General features: G+C 69.9%; 12 protein-coding genes. 3 read left to right on the forward strand and 9 right to left on the reverse strand.

Annotated features, from left to right (window positions below; all coding sequences use genetic code 11):
* Nucleotides 1-7 precede the first annotated feature (7 nt).
* Nucleotides 8-1,012, forward strand: a complete 1,005-nt coding sequence (locus AB0C01_RS17435; RefSeq protein ID WP_357571603.1) for a D-alanine--D-alanine ligase — start codon at nucleotides 8-10, stop codon at nucleotides 1,010-1,012.
* A gap of 176 nt (nucleotides 1,013-1,188) precedes the next feature.
* On the opposite strand, the gene AB0C01_RS17440 is transcribed toward AB0C01_RS17435, so the two are convergent.
* From AB0C01_RS17440 to rpmH, 9 genes are all read right to left on the reverse strand, one after another.
* Entirely contained in the window at nucleotides 1,189-2,172 is a 984-nt protein-coding gene (locus AB0C01_RS17440; RefSeq protein WP_357571743.1) for a hypothetical protein, read from the reverse strand.
* Nucleotides 2,173-4,024: 1,852 nt separating this feature from the next.
* Nucleotides 4,025-5,038 carry a ParB/RepB/Spo0J family partition protein gene (locus AB0C01_RS17445; RefSeq protein ID WP_357571604.1) on the reverse strand — a complete coding sequence of 338 codons (1,014 nt, stop codon included), beginning with the start codon at nucleotides 5,036-5,038 and terminating at the stop codon, nucleotides 4,025-4,027.
* Between the two features lie 27 nt (nucleotides 5,039-5,065).
* Nucleotides 5,066-6,385 (reverse strand): AAA family ATPase, encoded by a 1,320-nt coding sequence (locus tag AB0C01_RS17450; RefSeq protein WP_357242984.1) that lies wholly within the window; start codon nucleotides 6,383-6,385, stop codon nucleotides 5,066-5,068.
* A 256-nt stretch (nucleotides 6,386-6,641) separates the two neighbouring features.
* Nucleotides 6,642-7,352 (reverse strand): 16S rRNA (guanine(527)-N(7))-methyltransferase RsmG, encoded by a 711-nt coding sequence (gene rsmG, locus AB0C01_RS17455; RefSeq protein ID WP_357244057.1) that lies wholly within the window; start codon nucleotides 7,350-7,352, stop codon nucleotides 6,642-6,644.
* Between the two features lie 142 nt (nucleotides 7,353-7,494).
* Entirely contained in the window at nucleotides 7,495-8,115 is a 621-nt protein-coding gene (locus tag AB0C01_RS17460; RefSeq protein ID WP_357571605.1) for a R3H domain-containing nucleic acid-binding protein, read from the reverse strand.
* A 211-nt stretch (nucleotides 8,116-8,326) separates the two neighbouring features.
* Complete coding sequence (yidC, locus tag AB0C01_RS17465; protein ID WP_357242990.1) at nucleotides 8,327-9,322, reverse strand: membrane protein insertase YidC; 996 nt, start codon at nucleotides 9,320-9,322, stop codon at nucleotides 8,327-8,329.
* A 2-nt stretch (nucleotides 9,323-9,324) separates the two neighbouring features.
* On the reverse strand, nucleotides 9,325-9,615 hold the full coding sequence (gene yidD, locus AB0C01_RS17470) for a membrane protein insertion efficiency factor YidD (RefSeq protein ID WP_357242993.1): 291 nt from the start codon (nucleotides 9,613-9,615) through the stop codon (nucleotides 9,325-9,327).
* On the reverse strand, nucleotides 9,612-10,028 hold the full coding sequence (rnpA, locus tag AB0C01_RS17475) for a ribonuclease P protein component (protein WP_357571606.1): 417 nt from the start codon (nucleotides 10,026-10,028) through the stop codon (nucleotides 9,612-9,614). The genes yidD and rnpA overlap by 4 nt, the downstream gene beginning before the upstream one ends.
* 33 nt (nucleotides 10,029-10,061) lie before the next feature.
* On the reverse strand, nucleotides 10,062-10,199 hold the full coding sequence (gene rpmH, locus AB0C01_RS17480) for a 50S ribosomal protein L34 (protein WP_007453904.1): 138 nt from the start codon (nucleotides 10,197-10,199) through the stop codon (nucleotides 10,062-10,064).
* A gap of 631 nt (nucleotides 10,200-10,830) precedes the next feature.
* Between rpmH and dnaA the strand changes: the two genes are divergently transcribed.
* Nucleotides 10,831-12,660, forward strand: a complete 1,830-nt coding sequence (gene dnaA, locus AB0C01_RS17485; protein WP_357571607.1) for a chromosomal replication initiator protein DnaA — start codon at nucleotides 10,831-10,833, stop codon at nucleotides 12,658-12,660.
* A gap of 772 nt (nucleotides 12,661-13,432) precedes the next feature.
* Nucleotides 13,433-14,566, forward strand: coding sequence for a DNA polymerase III subunit beta (gene dnaN, locus AB0C01_RS17490; RefSeq protein ID WP_357243002.1), 1,134 nt, complete (start codon nucleotides 13,433-13,435; stop codon nucleotides 14,564-14,566).
* Nucleotides 14,567-14,576: the final 10 nt, after the last annotated feature.

Below are 14,576 nucleotides of genomic sequence, written 5' to 3' on the forward strand. Positions count from 1 at the left end.
TGCCGGCATGGGTACGACCGCCGCCGAGCGCCTCCTCGTGACCGATCCCGCCGTTCCGGCCGACCTGCGGGTCGTCGTGCTCGCCGGTGGACTCTCCTACGAACGGGACGTGTCACTGCGTTCCGGTCGCCGGGTGCTCGACGCGCTGCGCGCCATCGGTGTGGAAGCCGAACTGCGGGACGCCGACGTGGCCCTGCTGCCGGCGCTGGCCGCCGACCCGCCGGACGCGGTCGTCATCGCACTGCACGGCGCCACCGGTGAGGACGGATCGCTGCGCGGCGTGCTGGACCTGTGCGACATCCCGTACGTCGGTTGTGACGCCCGCGCCTCCCGGGTCGCCTGGGACAAGCCGTCGGCCAAGGCGGTGCTCCGCGAGAACGGCATCCCCACCCCGGACTGGGTGGCCCTCCCACACGACCGCTTCTCCGAGCTCGGCGCGGTCGCCGTACTGGATCGGATCGTCGACCGACTGAGTCTGCCGCTGATGGTGAAGCCCGCGCAGGGCGGATCGGGGCTGGGAGGCGCGGTGGTCCGAGACGCCGCGGCGCTGCCCGCCGCGATGGTGGGTTGCTTCGCGTACGACTCCACCGCCCTGGTGGAGCGGTACGTGCCCGGGATGGACGTCGCGGTCTCCGTGATCGACCTGGGCAACGGACCACAGGCGCTGCCACCGGTGGAGATCGTGCCGCGCAACGGGGTGTACGACTACGCGGCCCGCTACACGGCCGGGCGCACCACCTGGCACGCTCCCGCCCGGTTGGACCCGGAGGTGTCCGCCACCGTCGCCGACGTGGCCCTCGCCGCGCACACCGCGCTCGGTCTGCGGGACCTCTCGCGGGTCGACGTGATCGTGGACGCTGCCGGGCAGCCGCACGTGTTGGAGGTCAACGTCTCGCCGGGCATGACCGAGACGTCGCTACTGCCACTCGCCGTGCAGGCAGCGGGGCTGGACTTCGGCCGGCTCCTCGGCACCCTGGTCGCCCGAGCGGCGGCCCGCGTCACCGCTGCCTGACCCACTCGCCACCGCCTCGGTGCGACCCGCGCGCGGGCCGAACCGTCTCGGTGTGCGACACCGCGCGCGGGCCGAACCGTCTCGGTGTGCGACACCGCGCGCGGGCCGACCACGAGGTTTCTTGCCCGGCTGCCGCGAGCCCGGACCGCCGCGCCACCCTCATGGTCGGTCCCCGCTCAGGGAGCCTTACGTACGTCGGATGCGTCCGGGCCGTTGCCGTGGGCGGGTTCGGCAGGTGAAGCACCCGCAGTGCCGCCGTCCGCAGCCCCGCTGTCCGGGTCGCCCCTGTCCGGGTCAACCTCTGGGGCGGTCTCGTTGACCGCGTTGGGGGCGGCTTCGACATCGGTGTTGCCCGCCCGCTGACGAAGGGCTGCGGCACCGCCGAGGTTTGCGGACCCGCCGGGAGCCGACTCGTCGGTACCAACGGCGCCGGCCGCTGAGGTGCCGGATGTGGCCTCGCCGACTGCTCGGGAGCCGGCTGCTGAGGTGCCGGCTGCTGAGGTGCCGGCTGCTGGGTCGGTGGTTGCACCGGTTGGCTCGTTGCTGGCGGATGCCGGTCGAGTGGATCCACCCGTCGATTCGGTATCGACCGACGAGCCGGCGTCCGAGCCCAGGACGACGGGACCGGCTGCGGATGCTCCGTCACCACCGGTCCGATCGGCACTGGCGTCGGGCTCCGGCGCTGGTTCCGGGATTTCCTCTGCTGCCTCGATGACAGAGGCAGCCAAAGCTGCCTCCGCCGATGCTGCCTGCGCGGCGGCAGCGGCGTCTGCAGCGGCGGACTGGGCCAGCAGACTGGACGGTGCCTGCCACTGAATCCGGGGTGGCTCGGCAAGCGGACGGCCACCGAACTCGGCAAGCCAGGCCGCGACGAGCGCCAGATTCTCCCGCCACTGCGCCTCGGAGATCGGCGGCAGGATCGAATCCCACAGTGACAGGAAGGTGCCCCGCAACTGGAGGCGACCGTACGGCCGGGCGAGGAACCACATGTGCAGGTGGGCCGAGCCGTCTCCCCACCGGTTGACGTGCACCCGCGCCACACCGTCGAGCGACCGGATGGCCCGTTCCAGCCGTACGGTCATCACGCCCAGCTCGGCGGCGAGCAGGTTCGGCAGGTCGCCGAGGTCGAGGTGGGTTCGCGATTCCAGGATGAGCACCATGGGCAGACCGGTGGGCCGGTCCATGGCACGGACCCGCCACCGCTCGCCGACCCAGATATAGGCCTCGTCGGGTGCGTTGCAGGCGGTGCATTCCCGGAGACCCTCGCCCTTCCGGGGCGGCTCGACCGGGACCGGATCATCGAGTTGCTTCACGTGGAGGTCCCCCTCGAAGGGAAACGACGGCCACTGCGTGAAGTCCGGGACTGAGGGAGGGGTGTCGTGCACGACGCTGACCCTAACCGAGTCTGGCACCGCTGTCCCTACCTGTTTGATCGCTCCCTGACCGACCAGATCAGTGGCCTCGGTCGGCCACGTGTGCCACGTCACCACCGAGCGGTGAACCGATATCCACAGGCTGCCGAGATCCCCAACACAGGCCGTCATCCACAGGCTCACACCCGCTCTCACGCGCTGTTTCACGTGAAACAGGGGGTGCCTGTGGACAAAGGGTGTGGATAACTTTTCGGCCGGTCGGTCGTTGTCCGCGGGTTGCTGAGCGAGCGGCAGCAACTGCTCGACAGCGCCGGCCGGATCCGGCCGAACTGCCGTCCGTCGCCGCTGCGGAAGCTGACCTGAGCAACCGCCTACGCCGGGCGCTGTACGCCGGCAGTCCTGGTGTTGGTATCGGCAGCGGGTAGACCGTCGACACCCATGGGAAGGACGGGGGTCACGGCGGGCGTCCTCCGGAGACGATCTCCGTGCCGTGCCGTCACCCCCGGGGGTAATTCCACGCCGACACGTCGCTGCGAGGTTGCCGCGCTTCCGCTCGGCGAGCGCCGCGGAGTGAGGGCGAGTGCCGCGTTGGACCGAGGCCGTGGTGCAGCGCCGGTCGCCCGACGCCGCGTCCACCCCTCGGGGAGAGGAGGCCCGCGATCACGGGCGTGGAACGAGCCGCCTCCGCAACCGACCGATGATGCGTGGCCCATCGGCAGACGTCGGAAGCCGCCGGAGAGCGGGGAAGCGCGCGGCAGCACCCGGACGGCGATGGAGGTGCCGGCCGAACGTCAAGCACCAACGATCGGAGCCCTCCGCCGAACCTCGGGCACCAACGGGCCGAAAGCTCCCATCCAGGGTTCATGCACCGACGACCGGATGCCCCCGCCGAGCCTCAGCGCACCGGCGACCGCATGCCTCTGCCGAGCCTCAGCGGTCGGGCACCACCTTGCCGGAGCACCTCGCGGCCGTCGGACAACCACCGGAGGACTCGTCCACCGTCAGGAACCGACGACAGGCGTACGACGCCAACTGTCAGACACCAACGGCCGGCGACCCCCGGCCTACCTCAGACCGACCTGGAGCCACCCCCGCCGAGCACCGGAAGGAACGATCGGTGGCAGCAGCCAAACGTCGAGCAGTAGAGCGGGGAGTCACGGCAGAGCTCTCTGAGGCCGCATTCGCGTCGAGAGGCCCGCGCGGCGGCGCGGGCCGACGGGAGGTCACCCTGCGGCACGCGGGGCCGCAGCGAGCCACTCAGCGGCCGCAACGACGCCTCATGGTCATTCCCGGGTGGGCCCGAGGGCGTTCCTGTCTAGCAATCCCCGTTTCACGTGAAACGAGCCCGGCCTGGTCCGCTCCGGGTCGACGCCGCACCCTGCACGCCGAGCCGCAGCCCTACCTCGCCCGGATCCGCCGAGCGCCGACTGCTGGCTGGTCCGGGGGGAGCGCTGACAGGTGGCGGCGCGGGGTATCGCGGTCGGTCTCGCGGCGGGGGGCCGACAACGACCAGCACAGCAGAGACCCGCGTCCCGGAAGCGCGTGAAAAGGCGGCCGTTTCACGTGAAACGCGGTGAGCCGGATACGGAACGGCCGCGCTACCCGGAGGGGTGCGCGGCCGTCGGTGGAGAGGGCGCACTCAGTCGCCGTTCTCCTCCTGCTGCACTCCGATGATCCCGACGATCCGCTCAAGGTCGTCCACTGTCGCGAACTCGATGGTGATCTTGCCCTTGCTCCGGCCGATGTCGACCTTCACCCGGGTGTCGAACCGGTCGGACAGTCGATCGGCGAGGTCGGTCAGGGCCGGCGCGTGCGCCTTCGGCCGGCGCTTCGCCGCCTGCCCCTTCGCCGGCCCGTCGTTGAGCGTCAGGGCGACAATCTCCTCGGTCGCCCGGACCGACAGGCCCTCCGCCACGATCCGCAACGCCAACTGCTCCTGCGCCTCACTGCCGTCGAGGCTCAGCAGTGCGCGGGCGTGGCCCGCCGACAGGATCCCCGCGGCGACCCGGCGCTGCACCTGGGCCGGCAGGTTCAGCAGCCGGATCGTGTTGGAGATCTGCGGGCGACTCCGACCAATCCTGCGGGCCAACTCTTCGTGGGTGGCCCCGAACTCCTCCAGCAGTTGCTGGTAGGCGGCGGCCTCTTCGAGAGGGTTCAGATTGGCTCGGTGGATGTTCTCCAGCAGGGCGTCGCGGAGCATGGCGTCATCACGGGTGTCCCGGATGATCGCCGGAATGCTGTCCCGCCCCACCGCCTGGGCGGCCCGCCAACGCCGCTCGCCCATCACCAGCTCGTACTTCTCGTCGTCGAGCTGCCGGACAACGATGGGCTGAAGGAAGCCGACCTCCTGGATGGAGGTCTTGAGCTCCTCCAGTGCCTCCTCGTCGAAGACCTGGCGGGGCTGCTTCGGGTTGGGCAGGATCGCGTCGACGGGGATCTCGGCGAATCGCGCTCCGGGTACCGGACTGAGCGTGGGCTCCGGCTCGTGCACCGTCGGCTCGACGGGCACCGTCGAGACGGCCGCAGTGCCGGTGTCGTCCGCGTACTCGTTCTCCGGCTCCGCCATGACGGTGCCGGCGGCACCCGGAACCGGCCCGGTCGGGATCAGCGCTCCCAGGCCCCTACCCAGACCGCCCCGAGGACGGTTCTTCATGCCTCGCCTCCCAGCGACTCGTCCGCACTACGCATTCCGGCCCACCGGCTCCTTGACGCCTCGCTCGGCAATCTCCTGGGCGGCCTCGAAGTAACTCGTGGCTCCCCGCGATCCGGGATCGTAGGTCATCACCGACTGGCCGTAGCTGGGTGCCTCGGAGACCCGGACGTTGCGGGGGATGACCGCCTGGAGAACCTTGTCGCCGAAGTGGTTCCGGACGTCCTGCTCGACGGCGTCAGCCAGCCGGGTACGCCGGTCGTACATCGTCAGGAGGATCGTGGAGACATCGAGCTTCGGGTTGAGGTGTTGGCGCACCAGGTTGATGTTGTTGATCAGCTGGTTGAGCCCTTCCAGGGCGTAGTACTCACACTGGATCGGGATCAGCACCTCCTGCGCCGCAACCAGGGCGTTGACCGTGAGCAGGCCGAGCGACGGCGGGCAGTCGATGAAGACATAGTCGAACTCGCCCGGGTAGGCGGCGATCGCCCGGTCCAGGCGCGACTCCCGCGCCACCACCGACACCAGCTCGATCTCGGCGCCGGCCAGGTCGATGGTCGCGGGTACGCACCAGAGATTGGGGATGCCCTCGACCGCCTGGGCCACCTCGGCCAGGGGCACGCTGTTGATCAGACAGTCGTAGACGTCCGGGATTCCGGTGTGGTGCGGGACGTTGAGCCCGGTGGAGGCGTTGCCCTGCGGGTCGAGGTCCACCACGAGCACCCGGTTGCCGTGCAGGGCGAGCGCCACCGCAAGGTTGACGGTGGTCGTGGTCTTGCCCACGCCGCCCTTCTGGTTGGCGACGCACATGACCCGGGTCCGGTCGGGCCGAGGCATGGTCACCTCGCCACTGGGATTCAGGATCTGCACGGCGCGCATCGCCTCCATAGCCAACGGTGGGTCATCCTCTTCGCGCGTCGGGGTTTCACGTGAAACGTACGTGGGGTCGGCCGCCACGGCAGCCAACGACTCGGTCGAAGCGACAGGTGGGTCGGCGATCACCGGAGCGGCGTCCCGGACGGCCGCCGCGTTGGGCTGGTGCGGAACCGCCGGCTCGAAGCGAACCGCTCTCGCGGTGTTGCGCCGTCCCAACGTCTGCCGCACCTCCGCGACATTGGCTGGTCGGCTCGACCCCTCCGATGTCCGTCGAGCCGCCGCCGGGTCCACGACCTCGGGCCCGGTCTGTTGAGCCGCCGGCTCTCCGCCGAACACCAGCGGATCGCCGTCCGCGGGTCGGGTCGCCGGTCCGGTCGCGTCCGGCGACCAGCTCGGGTAGTCGGTTTCACGTGAAACGGGATCGCCTGTCGACCCGGTCACGCGTGGATCGTCGTACCTGCCGTCGTCATGCACCTGTCATCCCTGCCCGCTTCGGATGGTCGGTCCGCGCCCCGGTCAACTTGGCCACACCCACGCTCGCAACCCAGAGCGTACGGCTCACGGGAGCGGTCGGAGACCCGCGACGTCCGTCGCCCGCTCCACACTATCGACGCGCGGTCAGCCTACGGCGGACGGGCGCGGCCGGTCCACGTCGGGTTCTCATCCCCTTGTCCATCCGCACCGGTACAACGAGGCAACCCACCCGCCGGAAGCCCGATGACGCGAAGTGTCAGCGTCGACGAGGGCGACCGCTGCGGGAGCGCTTGTTGGCCGCCACGCGTGCCGGGCCGACCATCCGCTCGCGCACGATCTCCACGACGGTGGTGGGTGGATCGATGACCCCGGTCCCACAGAGGTGCACCGCCGGCTCCCCGCCACCGAGTCGCGCCACCACCTCGGCGTGCTCCTCGATCTCGGCCGCCGCGGACGAACCCTTCAACGCCAGCAGCCGGCCACCACGGACCGCCAGCGGGAGACTCCAGCCCGCCAGGCGATCCAGCGGCGCGACCGCGCGGGCGGTCACCACGTCGCCGCTTATGGGTTCCCGACCGCTCGACCCGGTAGCCGCCTCGTCCGCCCGACCACGGAACACCCGCACCGACTTGGCCAGACCGAGTCGTTCGACGACCTCGATCAGGAATGACGTGCGTCGCGCCAGCGGCTCGATCAGGGTGACCGTGAGATCCGGGCGCGCGATGGCCAGGACCAGACCCGGCAGACCGGCACCGGACCCGACGTCGAGGACCGACGCGCCGGACGGGATCCGCTCGGCGACCGCTGCGCAGTTGAGCAGGTGCCGGTCCCAGATGCGAGGTGCTTCCCGGGGGCCGATCAGACCGCGGACCACCCCGTCGGTGACCAACAACTCGGCGTACGAGGCAGCCAGGTCGAGACGATCGCCGAAGAGGGAGAGTGCGGCCGGGGCCAGTTCGGGCGGCAGCGCCGCGTCGACGGGCGACGGGGTGGTGCCGAGTCGATCTGGGTCGGCACCTTCCCCATCGGGCTGGACAGCGGACGGCCCGAGCGGCGTACCGCCCGGGCCGGTCACGGCGTCGGCCGTGTTGTCGTCGTGGGTCACCCGGTCAGTCCGCTGGCCGTACGACGATGCGCCGGTTCGGCTCCACGCCCTCGGACTCGCTCGCCACCCCGGACATCGCGTTGACCACGTCGTGTACGCACTTGCGCTCGAACGCGGACATCGCCTCCAGGCGGACCGGCTCGCCGTACTCCTTGACCTTCTCGACGGCGTTCTTGGCGACCGCGGCGAGTTCCTTGCGGCGGTTCGACCGGTAGCCACCGACGTCGAGCAGCAGCCGGCTCGGCGTTCCGGTCTGCCGGAAGACGGCGAGGCGGGTCAACTCCTGGAGCGCTTCCAGGGTGGCTCCCCGCTGGCCGACCAGGTTCTGCAGCCGCTCGCCGACGACCTCGACCATCGGGCGCCCCGCGGCGACCAACTCGTCGATGTCACCGTCGTAGTCGAGGATGTCGAGCAGCCCCTCGACGTAGTCGGCCGCGATCTCGCTCTGCCGGAACAGGTCGCTCTCGCTCACTGCCTTCTTCACCCTGCCGCCGGCAGCGGTTTCGGTGTCGTCGTCGGCCGCGCTGTCGTCGTCGGTCTCGGTGTCGTCACCGTCCACCGCGAGCGTTGCGGTCTCCTCCTCGTCCAGGGCCTGCTCGGCGCGGGGGATGCTGGTCTCGGTCACGGTCTCATCTCCGTACTCGCTCGGCCGGACCCTCGGGTCCGACTGGTTTCCCGGGGCCGGCTGGAGGTCGCCGGTGCCCGCGGGCACGTCTGTACGGGCAGTGTCGCCCGTGGCCGCACGATGCGCGGTCGGTTCCGCTCGGCGCCACCGGACGGCGGCTGCGCGGTGCGGAACGGGCCGCCGCCGGTCACCCGGCGACGGCCCTCTGAGCTCAGCCCTGCCGCTTGGCGGGACGGCTCTTCTTCGGGTTGTTCGCCGGCTTGGCACCTGGCTTCGGCCCGGCCACCTTGGGCGCGGTCGCCTTGACCGGCGCCGGCGGGGCCGCCTTGCCGCGACCGAACAGACCACCGGACTTGGCGGGCTGCACCGGGTTGCGGGTGGCCGCGGGGGCGACGGCCTTCTTGGCGGTCACCGGCGGCGGGAACTTCCGCAGCACCCACTGCTGCTGGCCGAGGGTGAAGAGGTTGTTGGTGACCCAGTAGATGATGACGCCGATCGGGAAGATCGCGCCGGAGATCAGCAGCGACGCCGGGATGCCGTAGAGCATCAGCCGCTGGATCATCCGCTGCTGCGGGTCCTCCGCCCAACCGGTCTTGAGGATCATCTGACGGCTGGTCAGGTAGGTGGTCGCGATCATGACCAGAACCAGGATGCCAGCAATGATCTTGACGGTGCTGCCGGTGGCGCCGAGCCGGGCCAGCTCGTCGGCCGTCGAGCCGAACTTGCCGGCGATCGGGGCGGTGAAGAGCTTCGCCTGCGAGGCGCTCTCGAACTGGTCGACGCTCCACCCGTACAGGGTCTTGCCCTGGTTCGCCGGGTCCAGTCGCTTCAACGTGTGGAAGAGACCCAGGAAGACCGGGATCTGAAGGAACATCGGAAGGCAACCCATCAACGGGTTGGCCTTCTCCTTCTTGTAGAGCTCCATCATTTCTTTCTGGAGCGTCTCCCGGTCACCCTTGTGCTTCTCCTGAAGCTCCTTGACCTTGGGCTGGAGCGCCTGCATCGCCCGCTGGGACTTGATCTGCTTGACGAAGACCGGGAACAGGATCACCCGGACGGTGACCACCAGGAAGATGATGGACAGGATCCAGGCGAAGTTGGTGCCGATCACCGCACCAACCGGCACCCCGATGGCGTCCCAGGCGGAGTGCCAGGTCAGCAGGATCCACGAGATCGCGTAGTAGATCCAGTCGAGGCTAAAGTCCACTCTCAGGCTCCAGTCACATCAGCACGACGGCGGCCGCCCGGCTCCGGCACCGGGTCATACCCACCAGGGTGGAAGGGGTGGCAGCGCAACAGCCGCCGGACCGCCAGCGCGGCTCCCCGGAGCGCGCCGTGCCGAGCGACCGCCTCCTGGGCGTACGCGCTGCACGACGGGTAGAACCGACAGCGGGCCGGCAACGCCGGACTTATCCACCGACGGTACGCGATGATGGGCGCGATCAGCACCTTGGCACCGGTTGTCGACGCGCGTGGACTGGTCTTCTCGGCACCGGTCATCGGGACCGCCGCTCGCGGGGGGACCGGGCGACCGCGATGGCGGCATCCAGGTCGGTGGCGAGGCGGGGATACGACGCCTCTGCCGCTGCGGGCAGCGCCCGGACGACAAGCGTGCTGCCGGCGGGCAGGGCGGTCAACCGGTCCTGGACCAGTGCCCGCAGCCGACGCTTGACCCGGTTACGGATCACCGCGTTGCCGACGGCCTTGGACACGACGAAGCCGGCGCGGGGCGACGCGGATGACTGCTCCGCACTGTCGTCCCGCACCGGCTCCGACGAGGTCGAAAGGTTGGGGTCGGCGAGCACCGGCACGGTCAGGTGGACCACGACGGCGCCACGTCCGGCGCGTCGGCCACCGCGAACCGCTGCGGCGAAGTCAGTGCTGCGCCGCAGTCGCTGCGCGGCGGCCAGCACGACTGCCCACGTCCCCTGACCGGCCCGGTCGGCTCAGGCCGACAGGGTGGTGCGACCCTTGGCGCGACGGCTCGAGAGGATGGCACGGCCGGCACGGGTGCGCATGCGCAGCCGGAAGCCGTGGGTCTTCGCGCGCCGGCGGTTGTTCGGCTGGTAGGTGCGCTTGCTCACGTCAGGCTCTCCGTTTTCGTACGCGCCCCGCGCGACGGGATCGCCGGGGTCGTGTGGTGGTGTCCAGGCCACCTCGACGGTGGCCCCCGATCGGTGCTGTCCGGCGGGGCGAGACCTCGACGACGCGGGGCATGCGACCGCGGACAGCAAGCACCCATCACCCTAGCAGAGGGCGAGAAAGCAGCCGTTCCAGCCTACGCAGGGGGGCAATGACCGTCAAACACCCCGAGGAGCGGCCAACAGGACGCGCCCGGGGCAGGAGGGTGGTTTTCGCTGATGCCGAGAAGGGTGCCGCCGCGTCGCCGGTTGATGGCGCAGGGACAACGCTGTTACCGTGCCCGATTGCGGTGAGCGTCGGAAGCGTCCGGTCGTCGCACAGGCAAGACCGGACAAGGTAGTGAATCGTTCGGCACGGTGAACCCGCTTCAGCGCCCGGTCAGGCAGGGGGCAGGTCCCACCCGAGTCCGGCAGCGGCCACAATCGGTCGGTACACAGGCTGTGGATAACTTGTGGATGACCACCGGTCGATCGTCCGGGTGGGGTGTTGTTCCACCCGCGAACGCGGCGGGCCCGGGACGGCCGGCTGGCAGACAGCGGCGGCCGGGAGCAGAGGCGAGGGGGTGGCACGACGGTGGCCGGTACGACCGACCTTGCCGCAGTGTGGTTAGCGGCGACCGACGAGCTTGCCGACGAGATCATCTCTGCTCAGCAGCGCGCCTACCTCCGACTGACCCGGCTGCGGGCGATCGTCGAGGACACCGCGCTGCTCTCCGTGCCGGACGCGTTCACCCGTGACGTGATCGAGTCACGGCTGCGCCCGGCGATCACCGAGGCCCTCACTCGCCGGCTCGGCCGGCCGATCCAGGTGGCGGTCACCGTTCGGGTGGCCGAGGATGCCACGGGCCGACCGGCCGGCACCGTCTACCGCAGCGCCCCGGAGCCCAGCCCGTTCGAGGTCGAGGGTCCGGCTGCCGCGCCCTTCGACACCGACCACGGCGCACGAGCGCACGCCGACACGATGATCCCCGAGCAGTCACACGCGCCGCGTACGCCCGAGCCGGTCGCGCCACCCGCACCCACGGGTCCGCCGCTCGCGCCGAGCGTCGACGCGCATCGTCCCGGGATGATCCCCGCCAGCAGGGACGGGCAGGAGGCGTTGTTCAGCGCCTCCTTCGCGGAGCCGATGCGGTCGCCCCGACCGGGATCGGACCGGCGTGGCTACGACGAGCAGGCTGGTCGCCTCGACCCACCCGGTCCGGACACCCGGCCCTACGAGCCGCGCTACCGGGAAGATCCGGGGTCGCCGCGCGACCAGCACGTGATCCGCGCGATGCCCCGCGACGGCGGCACGGACAGCGGCCCGGGGCGCAGCGGAGTGGACCACCGGGCGGGTGGCCGCGACGACCGCCGGCTGCCCGGCGCCGACACCGGCGGCAACCGACTCAACCCGAAGTACATGTTCGAGACGTTCGTCATCGGGTCGTCCAACCGGTTCGCCCACGCGGCGAGCGTGGCGGTGGCGGAGTCACCGGCGAAGGCGTACAACCCGCTGTTCATCTACGGGCACTCCGGGCTGGGCAAGACGCACCTGCTGCACGCCATCGGGCACTACGCCACGACGCTCGGCAACGCCCGCTCGGTCCGGTACGTCTCGACCGAGGAGTTCACCAACGACTTCATCAACTCGCTCCGGGACGACAAGACCAGCGCGTTCCAGCGGCGCTACCGCGACGTCGACATCTTGTTGATCGACGACATCCAGTTCCTGGAGAACCGCGAGCGTACGCAGGAGGAGTTCTTCCACACCTTCAACACCCTGCACAACGCCAACAAGCAGATCGTGATCACCTCCGACCGGTCGCCGCGTCAGCTCGCCACGCTGGAGGACCGGATGCGAACCCGGTTCGAGTGGGGACTGCTCGCCGACATCCAGCCACCGGACCTGGAGACGCGGATCGCGATCCTGCAGAAGAAGGCGGCGCAGGAGCGGATGTACGCCCCGCCGGACGTGTTGGAGTTCATCGCCTCCCGGGTGTCGAACTCGATCCGGGAACTGGAGGGCGCGCTGATCCGGGTGACGGCGTTCGCCAGCCTGACCCGGTCGACAGTCGAGCTGTCCCTGGCCGAGGAGGTGCTCCGGGACTTCATGCCCGACGGCGCCGGGCCGGAGATCAACGCCGACCAGATCATGGCCTCGACCGCTGACTACTTCGGGGTGAGTCTGGAGGACCTGCGCGGTCAGTCCAGGTCCCGGGTGCTGGTCAACGCCCGCCAGGTGGCCATGTACCTGTGTCGGGAGCTGACCGAGCTGTCGCTGCCCCGGATCGGGCAGGCCTTCGGCGGCCGGGACCACACCACGGTCATGCACGCCGACCGGAAGATCCGTCAGCAGATGGCAGAGCGTCGCTCGCTCTACAACCAGATCGCCGAGCTGACCAACCGGATCAAGCAGAACAGCTGAGGCGTACGCCGCCGTCGCGGCGGCACGCGGCCCAGGAAACGCCCGACCGGGTCTCCGGTCGGGCGTTTTTTCGGGCCTGGGGCTGGACTCTCGACATGGTGTAGGCCACACATTGAGGCCGTGACCGCCTCGACTCCCACTCGTTGTCCACAGCTCGTTGTCCACCGTCGGTGGATAACTACGGTCCGTCCCTCGCCGGTTACCCACAGGCTGTGGAGAAACCCTGTGTACGGAGCTGTGGACGCCTGGGGACAACCGTCGAGTTATCCACCGACAACCGTCCACCTGTGTACGAGCTGTTGAAGGTTCTGGGGATGACGGCAATGGTGATCTTCATCGTCATCCACAGGCTTGGGGAGAAAGTCGGTGGATTACCGGTGGACAACCGGTGGACAACGGTGGACAACCGAGCGCCGAGATCGGCCTGTGGACAGGCAGGCCGGTTGTACCCCCGGTTCTCCACAGCCAATTCACCTGTAGATAAGGTGTCTGAGCTGCGCAGACTCGGGTTTTCCACAGTTTGCACAGGTGCGATGAAGACGATGAGTTATCTCTTCTAAGAGAACAAAAACCAATCATCACCGTTGGGCTTTCTGTGGATCGTGCCGAACGCTGCCCGATCGACAGGTCAGCACCGACACGAACCATGGGGTCGGGCGCACAGCCGATACCCCCGCGCCCTAAGGTGCGATGGGTACCCGCACGGTCGGGCGGGACGGTAGGCAGCGGTCGGCATGAGAGAGTTGTCGCTGACGTCGACGCGGAGGCATTGATGAAGTTCCGAGTGGAGCGCGACGCGCTCGCCGAGGCCGTGGCGTGGACCGCGAAGAGCCTGCCCAACCGGCCATCCGTACCGGTGCTCGCCGGGGTGATGCTCCGGGTCACCGACGGCAACCTGCGGGTTTCCGGGTTCGACTACGAGGTCTCCAGCCAGGTGACCGTCGAGGTGCAGGGCGACGCCGACGGCGCCGCGCTCGTCTCCGGCCGCCTGCTCGCCGAGATCACCAAGGCGTTGCCGGCCAAGCCGGTGGACATCGCCGCGGTCGGCGCGCACCTTGAGCTGGTCTGTGGCAGCGCCCGGTTCACCCTGCCCACCATGCCGGTGGAGGACTACCCCGCGCTGCCCGAGATGCCGCAGAGCGCCGGCACTGTCGACGCGGCAGCGTTCGCCACCGCGGTTTCCCAGGTGGCCATCGCCGCCGGTCGGGACGAGACGCTGCCGATGATGACCGGCGTCCGCGTCGAGCTCTCCGGCAACACGCTGTCGATGCTCGCCACCGACCGATACCGGCTGGCGCTGCGCGAGATCCAGTGGCAGCCGGACGACCCCGAGGTCAGCATCAACGCCCTGGTGCCGGCCCGCACCCTGAACGACACCGCCAAGGCTCTCGGCCCGCTGGGCGGCGAGGTCACCCTCGCCCTCGCCCAGGGCGCTGCCGGCGAGGGAATGGTCGGTCTGGCCGGCGGCACCCGGCGTACCACCAGCCGCCTGCTCGACGGCGCCAACTACCCGCCGGTGCGTTCGCTCTTCCCGGCCACCCACAACGCCGCCGCCCGGGTTTCGGTGAGCACCCTCATCGAGGTGGTCAAGCGGGTCGCGCTCGTCGCCGAGCGGACCACTCCGGTGCTGCTGAGCTTCAGCGCGGACGGTCTGGTGGTCGAGGCCGGCGGTTCCGAGGAGGCACGAGCCAGCGAGGCGATGGAGGCCACCTTCACCGGTGACGCGCTGACCATCGGGTTCAACCCGCAGTACCTCATCGACGGCCTGGCCAACCTCGGCTCGCAGACCGCCGTGCTCTCGTTCGTCGACGCCTTCAAGCCCGCGGTGATCTCGCCCGCCGGCGAGGATGGAGAGGTCATTCCGGGGTACCGGTACCTCATCATGCCGATCCGCGTCTCGCGCTGATCGCGCCCAG

Source organism: Micromonospora sp. NPDC048905, from assembly GCF_040649655.1.
GTDB lineage: Bacteria > Actinomycetota > Actinomycetes > Mycobacteriales > Micromonosporaceae > Micromonospora.

Coding starts and splice junctions, on each gene's coding strand:
- AB0C01_RS17435 (WP_357571603.1), top strand. CDS start 8: ATGGGTACGACCGCCGCCGAGCGCCTCCTCGTGACCGATCCCGCCGTT.
- AB0C01_RS17440 (WP_357571743.1), bottom strand. CDS start 2,172: ATGGTGCTCATCCTGGAATCGCGAACCCACCTCGACCTCGGCGACCTG.
- AB0C01_RS17445 (WP_357571604.1), bottom strand. CDS start 5,038: ATGAAGAACCGTCCTCGGGGCGGTCTGGGTAGGGGCCTGGGAGCGCTG.
- yidD (WP_357242993.1), bottom strand. CDS start 9,615: ATGACCGGTGCCGAGAAGACCAGTCCACGCGCGTCGACAACCGGTGCC.
- dnaN (WP_357243002.1), top strand. CDS start 13,433: ATGAAGTTCCGAGTGGAGCGCGACGCGCTCGCCGAGGCCGTGGCGTGG.